Genomic DNA, 15,766 nt, shown 5'->3' on the forward strand with positions numbered 1-15,766 from the left:
ATGAAAGATCCGGCATCGCTATTTGATTTTAAGGGAAGAAATGACGTGATTTGGTATGGGAATATGAATCAAGAACAAAGCTGGGATCAAACAAGAGCTTTACCAGTCATGACAGATCATGTTCAAAATGAACTGGTTCTTCAGCAAGAACAACAACTGCTTTTGATTGCATCTAAAGAGCATCATGTCATCTTGCATCATCAGCCTGATAAAGCTTTTTTAGCCTATTTGGAAAATCAAGGTGTCCAGCTTCCGCATATGACTCAACTAGACCATGCATTTACATTAAATGGACTTATTGTACCGTATCTTTTAGATGAATCCCTTGAAAAAGAAGCATTGATTGAAAAAAGAACGATATACGGCTCAAATGCTACGCTCGTAAAGCGGTTCAATCATAAGATTTCTACTAGAAGATGGGCAGAAGAACATCTGTTTAACGTCACGTGCGGCGCTATCTGTCATGATGCTGACGAATTAAAACAGACGTATGAAAAATTAAAGGCGAAGAATTTCTCGAAAATGGTTCTGAAAATCCCTTATGGATCATCTGGGAAGGGGCTGCGTATTTTAAAAAATGACCGAGAATTTATGCAGCTGCTGACCTTTATTGAAAGAAGGAATATCGAAACGGATTTGCTCTTAGAGGGATGGCATCCGATTAAACGCTCCTTAAATGCCCAATTGCTCATTCAAGAGGAGGGGTCACACTTACTCTCCATTACAGAGCAGAAAATTAATGAGGACGGCATTTACTTAGGGACGGATTTTGCGCCTGTGTATGAATTGGACAAAAAACGTGAATACGAAGCAAACATGCATCGAATCATAGAGCTTCTTTATGATGAAGGGTATCGTGGTGTGGTTGGTGTCGATTCAATTATTGATGAAAATGAACAGCTCATACCGATCATTGAAATAAATGCCCGGTTCACACAGGTCACTTATTTACTCCCACTGATTTGTCGTTTTTTTTCAACCTACGAATATATCGAAAGCCGCTTTAAACGATTCTCATGCCGCGCTGACCTGCCATTTGAAGATGTCTTAACGGAGGTAACAGAAGCACTCAATCCGGGAGAAGATGGCGGGTTCTTTATTTATACTTTTGGTAAGACGAGATCTGATAATATGTGGCACTATCGATTGTTTATCTTGTTTTACCATATGAAGAAGGACAAGCAGATTCATATGCTGACAATGTTTGATGAGATGGAATTTTCATCAGAAAGGAGGAGGAGATGTGCTGGAAAATGACTTTACGCTCTTAGAGAAAGCGAATCGTTATGGGACGCCGATGTATGTATACGATGGAGATGCATTGAAAGAGCACTATGAGCACATTACATCATGGCTCCATCAAGCAGCTGAGGTGTTCTTTTCATTTAAGTCCAATGGAAATTTCTCGATTGCATCATTGTTACGGTCTTTTGGGGCTGGTATAGAAGTGGCTTCTGAAGGAGAGCTTTTCATGGCGATAAAAGCAGGTTATTCACCGCAGCATATCATTTTTTCTGGACCGGGTAAGCAGAAGGAAGAGATTGATACCGCTGTTCAGCATGAGATCTATTGTATTATCGCCGAATCTAAGGAAGAACTCACCTACATCGCTGAGTCTGCAAAACGTCAAGACAAGCAGGCATCAGTAGGCATTCGGATCAATCCAGAATCAATTGAATCACGAGCCAAAATAAAAATGGGCGGAGTTCCAAGTCCGTTTGGAATAGATGAATCTAAACTGAATGATGTATTTGATCTGTTTCAGAAGTATGATTATTCGCTGCTATTTAAAGGTATCCATATGTATCTGGGAACTCAAGTTCTTGATGAAACATCGCTTTTATCATCGTTTGAATACACACTCAACACAGCTGTTCGAATCAAGAATGAATATGGTCGAACATGCCAGATGGTTGATTTAGGTGGCGGTTTTGGCATTCCGTATTTTCAGCATGAAACACCGCTTCATGCTGAAAGGCTATTTCAACACGTAGCGGATTTGATTAGAACATATGAAACTGAGCTTGAATTTCCGAGGTTTATTATAGAAATGGGGAGATTTCTTTTAGCAGAATGTGGTGTTTATTTAACAACCATACAATATGTAAAAGAATCAAAAGGGCAGCCGTTTTTAATAGCAGATGGCGGGATGCATCATCATCAAGCGATGACGTTTAGAGGCAGACTGCTCCGCAATAATTACCCTATGCGGCTCATTAAACATTCCAGCAACACCGCAGCCGTATTGAAACAATCAATTGTTGGTCCACTTTGTACACCAGAAGACTTAATTGGCAGGCAGGTGGAGCTTCCGCAAGGGGAAGTAGGGGATCTTCTTTGTATTGAGAAATCTGGTGCATATGGACTGAGCTACAGCCCCACCTTATTTTTAGGTCATTCTTCTCCTCTTGAGCTACTGTTGTTTGAGGGGAACGATTATGTTGTGCGAGATAGAGGGACACCGGAAGATCTCTTATTGAAACAAAATAGATCACTCTTTAGACAAAGGAGGGGTGAAGATGAAACTGACAGAGCTTCGACAAGAAACGATTGATCGTCTCATTCACCAATTTTCAGAAAGAGCAGGGCAGCTGGATGCCGAATTTCAGTTCCCGCATCAGAATCTAGAGGAGCTGATTGATTGTGGATTACATGTCGCCAATATGCCGAAACAAGACGGAGGTCTTGGATATGGATTTGAAGAAACGATCACCTTGTTGTCACACATATCTAAAGGGTGTGCGTCAACTGGCCTCATTATGGCGATGCATTACTATTCGCTCGGCTCATTTTCTGAAGTGCTGACAAGTGAGCAGCAGGCTTCGGTATTTGACGATATTCGGCATTCAGGAGAGTTCATCGCTTCTGTCAGCGACCCGAATGTGATTTTTATTTATCAGCGAAAGCAAATGGAGGGAATCCCAACCATCACCGCCGAAAAAACAGATGGCGGATATCTTGTGAGTGGAACTAAGTTTACTGTGACAGGTGCACCGCGCATTAAATATTTGCCAATCTATTGTGAGTATGCCCCGTCGTCATGCACATCTCAATATGGAATGACGGCGCTCTTAATGACATTACCGAGTGAAGGTGCTGAGGTGGAGGAATCGTGGAATTATTCGGGAATGAGAGCATCGATGAGTCATCACATTCATTTTGATCAAGTGTTTATACCCGATCATCAGCTCATCGGGCGGGAAGGTTACGCAATAGAAGATACTGAACATTTAATCTATTGGTTTCGTTTAGCTGTTACCGCTGTTTATTACGGGATTGCAAAGGCAGCATATGAACATGCCCTCGGTATGGCATATAAAAGGAATGATCGAATTTCTAAGAAGAAATCAGCCTTTTTACCAGGTCAACAATTTCGTATTGCAGATATGAAAATGAAATTAGATGTTGCACATTCTCAGCTCATGGCCTGTGCCCAGCAAGCAGATCGAGAAAAGAAACAAACTCATTACTCGAGTGAGTTGTATACGAAGACGCTGATTACTAAACACTTTGTGACGCAGGCGGCAGAAGAAATCGTGGAGCTGGCTTCTCAGGTCGAGGGTTTTTCTTCATTACAGCAAGGATCTTTACTCGAGCGCTTAAGCCGAGATGTGAAAGCGGCAAAATTTCATCCGCCTTCAGAAGATGTATTAAAAGAAGTGATTGCGAAAAAAGAGCTGGGCATTATCCCGTTAAAAAATCGCTGGGTATGATGGCGTAAAAAAGGAGGAGACATATGTGGCTACTGCAGCACCTATTTACCGAAACAATTATTTAAACTGTTCTCAATTAACGATTGCAGCCATGCTTCTTAGAAAAGGAATTCAAATCGACAGGATTTGGAGGCAAGCTGGTCTTGTTTATAGATCTCAAGACCAAGGATTTGTTTTGATCGGTTCCTTTAAACACTTTCGTGAAGATATTCTGCATCATAATGGCATTCATTTAGAAGAAATTTTTTACACCGAAGAGGAATTAGACCTCTATATGAATCGGGTATTTAAACAGCATCCAAAGAGAGGCACTGTGTCTGTTTCTTTAGATATATTTGAATTACCGTACTGTCCATTTTTTGAAAGAGAACATGGATATCATACATTGGAAGTACTTGAGGTGAATGATGATCATGTAGTGATCAGTGACCATGCTTATTCCTATCATGGCACATTGAGTAAAGATCATTTGATGGAAGCCGCACGCTCTGTCTACGAACATACGCCTCGAACCGAAAATCGTTATAAATGGATCAAACAGGTTGATCTTGAGAAAGAACCGGATGTAATGAAAGTTTTAAAAGAGCATGTTGCCATATTAGAAGGTGCACCGCCACATTTTGAATTGCCTGGAGCTGTCACAGGTCTTGACGCAATTTCAGTCATTCAAAGAGATTATATTGATAGTATTAAAGGTGATGAAAATGGTAATTTATTAGACAATGTTTATTTTGAAGGACTAAAGGATGTCGCCAACTCCAGAAAACATATGGTGACATTTTTATCATCATATGAAAAAGAGCATTTACAACCCCTTATTCAAGCATTTGAAGATGCTTATCAAAGCTGGACAGTGCTTGCTAATTTTACAGCTAGAGTCGGCCTCAGCAAAAATCCTCGCAGTATGATTGAAAGGACGTCGAATCGGTTTCAAAAAACATTAGAAGTGGAGACAAGCCTTCTCACGCAACTAAAAGAGGTGATTCAAAATGAAAACCTATCAACCCCTCACTCTTCATGATTATGTCAATAACAGAGGCATCACATATCAAAATGAATATGAAAAAGGCCAATTAACCATTGGCGGGGCTTCTTTGCCGGCTGAGTTGGTCATGAACGTGAAAGACTCTTTGGTCGAAGGCATTCCTTTTCAGTTCATTTATCAAGATCAAGGAGACAATATTGAATTAGAGGGTCAATCTATTCAACTTCAGGCAGTTGAAGCAGAAGCGCTCCATGTCGTTGGCTGTTCATCTAATGGTAATCTCTACGAAAAGATGACATTATTACGAGAGGGGACCGTTGTCTTGGAGTCTCGTCTTTCATTAACCGATGTGATTGAACGTGAACCTGCATTTGATGATCGATTGGCTTATGCATTTGATTATATTCATACGGTAGCCGGCATCAATCACCATTTGACATCAAACCTATGGATTGATTCGCTTTCCTTCTCGCAAAAAATCGTTTTTGATGAAATCCGCTTTCAAGATAATCCATTTATGCATATTTTCGCAATGACGATCCAGCAGTCAGATCATTGATGGAAGGGAGCCATGTCTATGTGCGGCATTGCAGGTTATTGTCATTTTAACAAAGCACCACTTGATCCACACATCTTACTGAAGATGAAAAACGCACTTAGTGTGCGTGGACCTGATGATAGTGGTGTATATCAAGACGACTCAGTTGGTTTGGTTCATACGCGGCTTTCCATTATCGATATTCAATCTGGGCCGCAGCCAATAACAAATGAAGATGAGTCTATTTGTGTGATTTTAAATGGCGAGATTTATAATTTCCAAGAATTAAGAGAGGACTTATGGAATAAAGGTCATACGTTTCGTACGCTGACAGATACAGAAGTACTTGTTCATGGCTATGAAGAATATGGGATTTCTTTTATTGAGCAATTAAATGGAATGTTTGCAGCTGCGATATGGGATCAAAAGAAGAAAGAATTCTTTTTATTTAGAGACCGGTCTGGGATTAAACCGCTTTATGTTTCAGAATGTGGAGGAGGGCTTATTTTCGGATCGGAAATGAAGGCTCTTCTTCAGCATCCAGATATACAAATTGCCATTCAGCCAGAGGCTGTCCTTAGTTATTTATCCTTCCGTTATGCGATTGGCGAGCAAACTTTCTTTCAAGGAATTCAAACATTACCCCCAGGGGTCATCTTGAAAATAGATGAAACAGGAATGACAAAAGAGCCCTATTGGCAATATCCTTTCCCATCTGATGGAATTGACAGGGGAGAACGTTATTATCAAAAGGGATTGTTTGAATTACTTCAAGATAGTGTGCAAAAACAAATGATGTCTGATGTACCTGTAGGAGCTTTTTTGAGTGGAGGAGTGGATTCGACTTCTATTGTTGCTTTGATGTCCAAATATGCGAACGAGAATATTCACTGTTTTTCGACCAGCTTTGAAGAGGAAGGTTTTTCTGAAGAAAGCTATGCCAAGCTCGCAGCAGAACAATACAACGTCAAGCTTCACTCACATCGAATGAGTGAAGAAGAGTACTTTCAATTATTGCCAGAAGTTGTGAAACGAAGAGATCATCCTCTTTCTATTCCTCATGAAGTCGCTTTTTACCATATGTCACGTGAAGCAAAAAAGCATGTAACGGTTGTTTTGTGTGGTGAAGGAGCGGACGAATTGTTTGCAGGGTATGGACGTGTATTTAGGAGTCCTTCAGATTGGCGTAAAATTTTATGGCTTCAAAAAAACCGAAAGCTGTCATCCATCCTTTCAAAGGTATTATTTGAACCATCCTTTCAGCAGCAGGTGCATCAATTTATCCATCTTGATGGGGAAATGGAACATTATAAAAAAAGATATGCTTGGTTTACTGATAGCGAAAAAGAGCAGCTCTTAGGTCAGCACGCTCATTCAATTGATTCTGCTGACTTGCACATGAATCAATTGATCGCCCATTGCTTTCAAGAGATGGAAGGGGCGTCGTATGAAAACAAACTGCTCTATTTATTTCAACAAATCCATTTACCCAACTTGTTAGACCGGCTTGATATGATGACGATGTCACACGGACTAGAGGCACGTGTACCGTTTCTTGATCATCGCATCATCCAATTTGTCAACGATATGCCTTTCAAGTACAAACTTCCTTATAAAGGGCTACCTAGCAAAGTGCAAGCATTTTTTCAATCGAGCCTTAAAACAAGTGAGGTCCAAGATATTCCGAAATATATGTTGAAAAAGACAATGGAGCAAACGGTGGATAAGCGTATATTATATAGAAGAAAAATGGGTTTTCCGGTTCCAGTGTATCATTGGATGAACAAAAGAATGGAAGAAATCGAAGAGAAACTTCTTGATCAACAAAGCTTTGCAACACAATTATTTCAAAAAGAGCCGCTAGAACAATTTTTGCGAAATCATTCGAATCAGAAGAACAAAAATGGAGCGGACCAAAAAGTGTGGATGCTTTACAACTTGGAATTATGGCATGATCACTATATCAAAGGGGCGCGTCTTCCGCTCCAAACTAGTCATTAAGAGGCCCGGTCTATTCACCCTCCCTGCTGCATATATGATATGGAAGGGGAGTGATGCGATTTTGAGGCTGAGTGAGCTGTCAGGAAAAGAGATCGTCGATATTAAAAGAGCGGAGCGGCTTGGCGTGCTTGGACAAACCGACCTTGAAATAAATGAACAGGACGGTCAAATTACAGCACTCATCATACCTTCCGTCAAATGGTTTGGCTTTCGAAAACAAGGAAATGACATCCGCGTTCCGTGGAATCACATTCAAAAAATAGGATCAGATATGATCATTCTCGATGTGCCTGAAGAACTTCAGCCGCACGGGGAAAAAGAGCACCCATCATAAAAGGGTGCTCTCAGCGTGTAGACAAACCCTCGCATTCTTTATCAGTCCTGCGTGCTGGTGTTCACGAATGTCAAATTCTCTCAGCGCTAGTACTCGTCCTTCCTAGGGCTGCAAAAGTTTTCTATCACACTGAAAAGAAAAAAAGAGCTAAAATAAAGAGCGTTTTAGCCCTTTGTCCATGATTTGAAAGAGCACCCACTATAAATGGGTGCTCTTTTTCTTTTCTCTCCCCGATTTGTTCACAGGCTGAATCCTCTCCTCATATGCTGAAAGGGAGATTCGGAAAATATTACAGACTTTTTTAAATAAAGAAGGTGAACGGTCAGTATGTTGAGCGGTTTAACGGTTGCGGTGATCGGGGGAGATGCTAGGCAGCTTGAAATCATTCGCAAGCTGTCACAGCAGCATGCCAAAGTGTTTTTGGTCGGATTTGATCAGCTGGATCATGGATTTATTGGTGCTGAAAAGCTGAAAATGTCAGAGCTTCCATTTGAGCAGGTAGACAGTATGATCCTTCCGGTATCAGGTGCTACAGACGAAGGGGTCGTTGCCACCGTTTTTTCAAATGAGAAGGTCGTGCTGGAAGCTAAATATTTAGAAAGAACCCCTGCACATTGTACCTTGTACTCAGGTATTTCTAATATGTACTTAGACAATATGGCAAAGCAGGTGAACCGGAAGCTTGTGAAGCTGTTTGAGCGAGATGATATTGCCATATATAACTCTATTCCAACAGTTGAAGGGATTATCATGATGGCCATTCAGCAAACGGATTATACGATTCATGGGTCACATGTCGCTGTTCTCGGGCTTGGTCGAACAGGGCTCACCATTGCCCGCACATTTCGGGCGCTAGGTGCGGAAGTGAAAGTTGGTGCTGCGGATACAGCCCATTTAGCGCGAGCCTTTGAGATGGGACTTGATCCATTTTCAATGGACCGTTTAAAAGATGAAGTAACGGATGTCGACATCATCATCAATACGATTCCAAGCTTAGTATTAGATTCATCTGTCATCGTCAGCATGACACCAAAGACACTCATTTTGGATATCGCCTCCCGCCCAGGTGGAACAGATTTTGACTTTGCACAAAAGCATGGAGTGAAGGCGCTTCTTGCACCAGGACTTCCAGGAATTGTGGCACCAAAGACAGCCGGGCAGATCATTGCAAAAGTGCTTTCTGGGCTCTTATGTGAACTTGCGGAGGAAAAAAGGGGGATGGAATCATGACAACACTAAAAGGGAAAAGAATCGGCTTTGGTTTAACAGGTTCCCACTGCACGTACGAAGCCGTTTTTCCGCAAATCGAATCACTCGTGAAAGAAGGGGCAGAAGTGCGTCCTGTCGTGTCGTATACGGTGCAAAATACAAATACGAGATTCGGAGAAGGAGCGGACTGGATTGAGCGGATTGAGAAGCTGACAGGATTTCAAGCGATTGACTCAATCGTCAAAGCAGAGCCACTCGGGCCTAAACTTCCACTTGATTGTATGGTCATTGCGCCTTTAACAGGCAATTCAATGGCGAAATTTGCAAATGCACTGACAGACAGTCCAGTCTTAATGGCTGCTAAGGCGACCATTCGTAATCATCGCCCTGTCGTTTTAGGCATTTCCACCAATGATGCATTAGGTTTAAATGGTACAAATCTCATGAGACTCATGTCGACAAAGAACATTTTCTTTATTCCATTCGGCCAAGATGATCCATTCAAAAAACCGACTTCCATGGTAGCGCATATGGATCTACTGACGAAAACAGTAGAAGAGGCGCTCGAGCATAGACAAATTCAGCCCATTTTAATTGGATCAAACGAATAATAGATTCACTAGAAAATCATGAAAGATTCAAAAAAGGTACTTCAAGCCTTGCTTTTCTATGGTAAAATAAAATGTAAAAAGTCATAGGATGGCCATCCGAAAGAAAAGAATCATGGATGGGTCGGAAGGAGTTTTACTGATGGGAAGAGGATTGCATGTAGCTGTAGTTGGAGCGACTGGAGCTGTCGGTCAACAAATGTTAAAAACACTAGCTGACAGAGATTTTGAAATGGATACACTTACTCTACTATCCTCAAAACGTTCTGCTGGAACAAAAGTGACATTCAGAGGTCAAGAGTATACCGTTCAAGAAGCAACACCTGAAAGCTTTGAAGGGGTCAATATTGCACTATTCAGTGCGGGAGGAAATGTTTCCAAAGCGCTAGCTCCTGAAGCGGTCAAACGAGGTGCAATTGTTGTCGATAATACAAGTGCTTTTCGTATGGACGAAAATACCCCTCTTGTCGTACCAGAGGTAAACGAAAAAGATTTGCATGACCATCAAGGGATCATTGCAAACCCTAACTGTTCAACGATTCAAATGGTGGCGGCGCTAGAACCGCTTCGTCAAGCGTATGGCATGAAAAAAGTCATTGTGTCTACTTACCAAGCAGTATCAGGTGCAGGACATGAAGCCATTGACGAACTGTACAGCCAGTCGCAAGCCATTCTAAATAAAGAAGATGTGAAACCAGAAGTCATGCCTTATCAAATTGCCTTTAATGCGATTCCGCAAATTGATAAATTCCAAGACAATGGCTATACATTTGAAGAAATGAAAATGATCAATGAAACGAAAAAAATCATGCACTTGCCAGAGCTGCAAGTAGCGGCAACATGTGTGAGACTGCCAATTGAAACGGGTCATTCAGAATCGGTTTACGTTGAACTGGAATCAAATGACGCAACGGTTGATGACATCAAGTCCATCCTAAAAGATGCACCAGGCATCACATTACAAGATGATCCGTCTCAGCAAATTTATCCAATGCCTGCAGATGCTGTTGGTAAAAACGACGTATTTGTCGGCCGCATTCGGAAGGATTTGGATCGTCCAAATGGCTTCCATATGTGGATTGTATCTGATAACCTGCTAAAAGGCGCTGCATGGAACTCCGTTCAAATTGCAGAAAGCTTACGAGCATTAAAATTAGTTTAACATTCAATGGATGATGAGGACGAATAGAAGAGAGTTAGGCATCTTTCGCCTACTCTCTTCTGTTACGTCAGAATGAACTTGGAGTGAAAACAGTGAAAATAATTGTCCAAAAATTTGGCGGTACATCTGTCAAAGATGATCAAGGGAGAAAAAGGGCACTTGCACATATCTTATCTGCAAAAGAGAAAGGCTATAAATCGGTCGTTGTCGTGTCTGCGATGGGACGAAAAGGCGATCCTTATGCGACAGATACGCTGCTTGGTCTGCTTTACGGCAATGCGCAGCATATGACAAACCGAGAAAAAGATTTACTCGTGTCTTGCGGAGAAAATATTTCAGCTGTTGTTTTTTCAAGTATGCTGAATGAAAACGGGCTAAAGGCTGTTGCGATGACTGGATCACAGGCAGGTTTTGTGACAGATAAAGAACATACAAATGCGAAAATTATTGACATGAAGTGTGAACGTCTTGAGGCGGCACTTTCAGAGCATGATGTGGTTGTCGTTGCTGGATTCCAAGGCGCTGCGAAAAATGGAGACGTGACAACAATCGGACGAGGCGGCAGTGATACGTCAGCTGCTGCGTTAGGCGCTGCATTGCAGGCAGATTTCATCGATATTTTTACAGATGTAGAAGGGGTCATGACAGCAGATCCCCGTATCGTAGAAAATGCAAAACCACTGAGAGTCGTGACATACACAGAAATTTGTAACCTCGCATACCAAGGGGCAAAAGTCATTCACCCGAGAGCTGTTGAAATTGCCATGCAAGCAAAAGTACCAATGAGGGTCCGTTCAACATACTCTGATGATGAGGGTACACTCGTGACATCACACTACTCAGATAAAATGAGTCATGATGTGTACGACCGCCTGATTACGGGTATTGCACATGTCAATGATGTCACACAAATCAAAGTCCCAGCTAAAGAGGGACAGTACAGCGTACAAACAGAAGTCTTTAAAGCAATGGCAAATGCCCAAATCAGTGTCGATTTCTTCAACATTACACCGAGCGAAATCGTCTATACGGTGACAGGTGCAATGACTGAAAAAGCAACGGCGATCCTAAAAGATCTGGGCTATACGCCGATTGTCACGACAAACTGTGCAAAGGTATCAGCTGTTGGAGCAGGCATTATGGGTGTACCAGGTGTCACATCTAAAATTGTATCTGCACTATCTGAGCAAAATATTCCGATCTTACAGTCCGCTGACAGTCATACGACGATTTGGGTGTTAGTGAACGAAGAAAACATGAGAGCGGCTGTCAATGCCCTTCATGAAGTGTTTGAACTTTCAAGATAAATGTGATTGAATCATGATGAGGTGAAAAAAATGAATTTCGGAAATATCGCAACAGCTATGATTACACCTTTTGATAAAAAGGGCAACATTGATTTCCAAAAGCTATCAATTCTCATTGATTACTTGTTAAAAAATGGCAGTGACTCTTTAGTCGTTGCAGGGACAACAGGCGAATCGCCAACTTTATCGACTGAAGAAAAAGTCGCTCTTTTTCAGCAATCGGTGAAATTAGCAAATGGTCGTTGTAAAATCATTGCAGGAACAGGCAGTAATAACACAAATGCGTCTATTAAACTAACGAAAAAAGCAGAAGAAGCGGGCGTTGATGCAGTGATGCTTGTCGTACCTTACTACAACAAGCCATCACAGGAAGGCATGTATGCACACTTTAAAGCAATTGCCGAGTCTACATCTCTTCCTGTCATGCTTTACAATGTACCAGGAAGAACAGTTGCTTCATTAGCACCAGAAACAACGATTAAGCTTGCGCAAATACCGAACATTGTCGCAATCAAAGAAGCAAGCGGTGATCTAGATGCCATGACAAAAATCATTGCAGAGACACCAGAAGATTTTGACGTTTACTCTGGTGACGACAGCCTAACGCTTCCTGCGGTTGCGATTGGTGCAAGAGGAGTTGTCTCTGTGGCTTCTCATATCGTAGGCCTTGATATGCAACAAATGTTAAAAAGCTACGCTTCAGGACAAACAGCGAATGCGGCATTGATTCATCAAAAGCTGGTGCCGATCATGAACCAGCTGTTCTCAGCGCCAAATCCAACGCCTGTCAAAACAGCTCTTCAGCTGAAAGGATTAGATGTCGGATCCGTTCGACTCCCGCTTTTACCTTTATCAGAAGAAGAAAGACTGAATTTAAGCAGCGTATTAAACAGCTGATCAAAACAAAAAAATTCGTAAGCGGTCATTCTCAGATGTCCCTGAGTATGACCGTTTTTTATACATAAACACTTTCTTAAAATGTGACTTCATCTTGTTTTCTAAAATTAGATTCAGTTATAATAGCATTAAGCGATGATGGACGGGCTTGAGACTAGGAGGATAAGAATTTTGAAAAAGAAAAATACAGAGAACGTAAGAATTATTGCACTGGGAGGCGTTGGAGAAATCGGGAAAAACTTATATGTCATTGAGATTGATTCCGACATATATGTTGTAGATGCAGGACTCATGCATCCAGAAAACGAAATGCTAGGCATTGACGTGGTCATTCCTGATATCTCTTATTTAACAGAACGAGCTGATCGGGTGAAAGCAATTTTTCTTACCCACGGACATGATGAAGCAATCGGAGGCGTATTCCATTGCTTAAGCAAATTGTCTGTACCAGTTTACGGCACGAAGCTGACCCTTGCGTTACTTCGAGAAAAGTTAAAGCAATACGGCTTCAATCAAAAAGCTGATTTGCGAGAGGTTCATGCAAAGTCAGTCATTACATTTGAAACAACAAAGGTGTCATTCTTTAGAACGAATCACAGTATTCCTGATTCAGTCGGAATCAGCTTCAAAACATCTCTTGGTTCAATCGTATGCACAGGTGATTTTAAATTTGATCAAACCCCAGCGCTTAACCAAGCCTGTGACATCGGAGAGATTGCGAAAATTGGAAACAATGGCGTTTTAGCACTTCTTTCAGACAGTGCAAATGCTGAAAAACCAGGCTATACACCTTCTGAGGCGCTCGTCCAAGACGAAATCTCAAATGCGATGTACAATGCTGAAAACCGTGTGATTGTGGCTGTATCTTCATCAAATATTAATCGTGTACAGCAAATCATTAATGCCACAAACCAAAATGGCCGTAAGCTTGCAGTAGCAGGAAAAAATATGATGACAACTCTTCAGCTTGCGATCAAACTTGGTTATGTGACAGCAGACGAAGAATTATTTGTTCCAGTCCAAGAAGTGAAAAAAATGGCGAAAAACAGTGTGGTCATTCTCACAGCAGGAAGCCACGGCGAGCCTCTCGCTGCTTTAACAAAAATGGCGAAACAAAATCACAAACAGCTTCATATTGAAAAAGATGACACGGTTGTGATTGCGTCTACACCTCTTCCGGGACAAGAACTCATATATTCAAAAACGGTGGATTTCCTTACAAGAAGCGGAGCACAAGTGATTTTTGCTCAAAAACGAGTGCATGTATCTGGACATGGCTGTCAAGAAGAGTTAAAGCTCATGCTGAACTTACTGAAGCCAAAGTATTTAATTCCAGTAAACGGCGAATATCGCATGCAAAAAGCACATTCTCGTATTGCTGAAGAAGTGGGAATGAAACGAAGCGACATTTTCTTAATTGATAAAGGCGATGTTGTAGAATTTAGAGGACAAAACGTAAAGATCGGTGAAAAAGTGCATCAAGGGAACATTTTGATCGACGGTCTTGGCGTTGGTGATATCGGGAATATTGTCTTACGTGATAGACGCCTATTGTCTCAAGATGGCATCTTAATTGTGGTCATTACGCTCGATAAACAAAAGAAACAATTAATTTCTGGACCTGAGATCATCACAAGAGGATTTGTTTATGTAAGAGAATCCGAAGAGCTGATTGTGAAAGCAACAGAAATGGTCAAAGGGATTGTGAAAGAGCAAACGGAAAACTCAATTGTTGAATGGTCAACACTGAAACAATCCATGCGCGATGTACTAAATCAATTCCTATATGAAAAAACAAAACGTAAGCCAATGATCATTCCAATTATTATGGAAGTGTGATGAGAAAAGCCCAAAGAGCACAAGCTCTTTGGGCTTTTTTGATGTGACATGATGAATGCGGATGGAATGTGACGATCTTGTTCATAATAGGAGGAGAGTTTTTAGGAAAGGATGGAGACAAATGGACGAACAGAATGAACAGCAGCCTGAGCGAAAACCAGAAGAAAAAGATAGCATTATGAGCAAAATACAACAGCTTGGTGAAACAGCCGTCCCGCAGTTGTCACAAGATACAAACATACATTGCCTGACTATTATTGGACAAATTGAAGGGCACATGCAGCTGCCGCCACAAAATAAAACAACCAAATACGAACATGTCATTCCACAAATCGTAGCAGTTGAACAAAACCCAAAAATTGAAGGGCTTCTGATCATTTTAAATACAGTGGGAGGCGATGTAGAAGCAGGACTAGCTATTGCAGAAATGCTCGCTTCTTTATCCAAACCGACTGTATCCATTGTGCTTGGCGGCGGTCACTCTATTGGGGTCCCAATCGCCGTATCGTGTGATTATTCTTACATTGCCGAAACAGCAACGATGACCATTCACCCTGTACGATTAACCGGTCTAGTCATCGGTGTTCCGCAAACCTTTGAATACTTAGATAAAATGCAGGAAAGAGTCATTAATTTTGTCACGAGTCACTCAAACATTACAGAAGAGAAATTTAAAGAGCTTATGTTCTCTAAAGGCAATCTGACAAGAGACATCGGGACAAATGTCGTTGGCCATGAGGCGGCTGAATACGGACTGATGCATGAAGTTGGAGGCGTTGGACAAGCGATTAAAAAGCTGAACGAGCTTATTGGCGAACGGGCTGCACAAAACGAGGGGCTGATCCAATGATTTTATATACACCTATGCCTTATGAAGCCATTTACGCTGAGGAACAAGGAGAACGCAAACTCCAGCAGGTAAACATTCAGGGCGTGCCAGTGATGGTTGAAATGAAAGAAGATGAAGCGGAAATCGTTCAAGTAATGAGTACAAATCCAATGGACTTTTTGAATCAGGAGCTTGCACCAGGTAAGCGATTGAAGTTACATTTAGGCACCAATCAAACCGACTCATATGAATGATTCTATGCTATAATAAAGGGAAAACTTACAACAAGATGCAGCCAAAACCAGGCTGCTTTCTTTCTGATCTTTTCGTAGGTTATATTTTCT

15 protein-coding genes are annotated in these 15,766 nt (G+C 41.5%); all 15 read left to right on the top strand.

The features are described 5' to 3' along the window. The 15 genes from MHI41_RS08315 (at position 1) to MHI41_RS08385 (ending at position 15,676) form a co-directional block, all read left to right on the top strand. Positions 1-1,257, top strand: coding sequence for an ATP-grasp domain-containing protein (locus MHI41_RS08315; protein ID WP_342494697.1), 1,257 nt, complete (start codon positions 1-3; stop codon positions 1,255-1,257). Then, positions 1,244-2,554, top strand: coding sequence for a type III PLP-dependent enzyme (locus MHI41_RS08320; protein ID WP_342494698.1), 1,311 nt, complete (start codon positions 1,244-1,246; stop codon positions 2,552-2,554). The genes MHI41_RS08315 and MHI41_RS08320 overlap by 14 nt, the downstream gene beginning before the upstream one ends. Further along, entirely contained in the window at positions 2,520-3,713 is a 1,194-nt protein-coding gene (locus MHI41_RS08325) for an acyl-CoA dehydrogenase family protein (protein WP_342494699.1), read from the top strand. The genes MHI41_RS08320 and MHI41_RS08325 overlap by 35 nt, the downstream gene beginning before the upstream one ends. A gap of 25 nt (positions 3,714-3,738) precedes the next feature. After that, positions 3,739-4,734: a hypothetical protein gene (locus MHI41_RS08330; RefSeq protein ID WP_342494700.1), complete on the top strand. Its 996-nt coding sequence runs from the start codon at positions 3,739-3,741 to the stop codon at positions 4,732-4,734. After that, positions 4,703-5,257 (top strand): hypothetical protein, encoded by a 555-nt coding sequence (locus MHI41_RS08335; protein ID WP_041507274.1) that lies wholly within the window; start codon positions 4,703-4,705, stop codon positions 5,255-5,257. The genes MHI41_RS08330 and MHI41_RS08335 overlap by 32 nt, the downstream gene beginning before the upstream one ends. A gap of 12 nt (positions 5,258-5,269) precedes the next feature. Continuing rightward, the gene (gene asnB, locus MHI41_RS08340) at positions 5,270-7,237 is read left to right on the top strand and encodes an asparagine synthase (glutamine-hydrolyzing) (RefSeq protein WP_342494701.1); all 1,968 of its coding nucleotides are present in this window, start codon (positions 5,270-5,272) and stop codon (positions 7,235-7,237) included. 61 nt (positions 7,238-7,298) lie between these two features. Further along, complete coding sequence (locus tag MHI41_RS08345) at positions 7,299-7,571, top strand: YlmC/YmxH family sporulation protein (RefSeq protein WP_008344726.1); 273 nt, start codon at positions 7,299-7,301, stop codon at positions 7,569-7,571. 327 nt (positions 7,572-7,898) lie between these two features. Further along, positions 7,899-8,801, top strand: coding sequence for a dipicolinic acid synthetase subunit A (dpaA, locus tag MHI41_RS08350; protein ID WP_017359065.1), 903 nt, complete (start codon positions 7,899-7,901; stop codon positions 8,799-8,801). Continuing rightward, complete coding sequence (gene dpaB / locus MHI41_RS08355; RefSeq protein ID WP_017367267.1) at positions 8,798-9,391, top strand: dipicolinate synthase subunit B; 594 nt, start codon at positions 8,798-8,800, stop codon at positions 9,389-9,391. The genes dpaA and dpaB overlap by 4 nt, the downstream gene beginning before the upstream one ends. Positions 9,392-9,530: 139 nt before the next feature. Then, the gene (gene asd, locus MHI41_RS08360; protein WP_019744172.1) at positions 9,531-10,550 is read left to right on the top strand and encodes an aspartate-semialdehyde dehydrogenase; all 1,020 of its coding nucleotides are present in this window, start codon (positions 9,531-9,533) and stop codon (positions 10,548-10,550) included. Positions 10,551-10,642: 92 nt separating this feature from the next. Next, on the top strand, positions 10,643-11,857 hold the full coding sequence (gene dapG, locus MHI41_RS08365) for an aspartate kinase (RefSeq protein ID WP_019744173.1): 1,215 nt from the start codon (positions 10,643-10,645) through the stop codon (positions 11,855-11,857). A gap of 30 nt (positions 11,858-11,887) precedes the next feature. Then, complete coding sequence (dapA, locus tag MHI41_RS08370) at positions 11,888-12,754, top strand: 4-hydroxy-tetrahydrodipicolinate synthase (RefSeq protein ID WP_019744174.1); 867 nt, start codon at positions 11,888-11,890, stop codon at positions 12,752-12,754. 171 nt (positions 12,755-12,925) lie between these two features. Then, positions 12,926-14,593 (top strand): ribonuclease J2, encoded by a 1,668-nt coding sequence (gene rnjB / locus MHI41_RS08375; RefSeq protein WP_342494702.1) that lies wholly within the window; start codon positions 12,926-12,928, stop codon positions 14,591-14,593. Between the two features lie 121 nt (positions 14,594-14,714). After that, positions 14,715-15,443 (top strand): ClpP family protease, encoded by a 729-nt coding sequence (locus tag MHI41_RS08380; RefSeq protein WP_008344713.1) that lies wholly within the window; start codon positions 14,715-14,717, stop codon positions 15,441-15,443. Beyond that, the gene (locus MHI41_RS08385) at positions 15,440-15,676 is read left to right on the top strand and encodes a YlzJ-like family protein (protein ID WP_008344712.1); all 237 of its coding nucleotides are present in this window, start codon (positions 15,440-15,442) and stop codon (positions 15,674-15,676) included. The genes MHI41_RS08380 and MHI41_RS08385 overlap by 4 nt, the downstream gene beginning before the upstream one ends. Positions 15,677-15,766 lie beyond the last annotated feature (90 nt).

This window comes from Bacillus sp. FSL M7-0307, from assembly GCF_038627835.1.
Taxonomy (GTDB): Bacteria; Bacillota; Bacilli; order Bacillales; family Bacillaceae; genus Bacillus; species Bacillus altitudinis.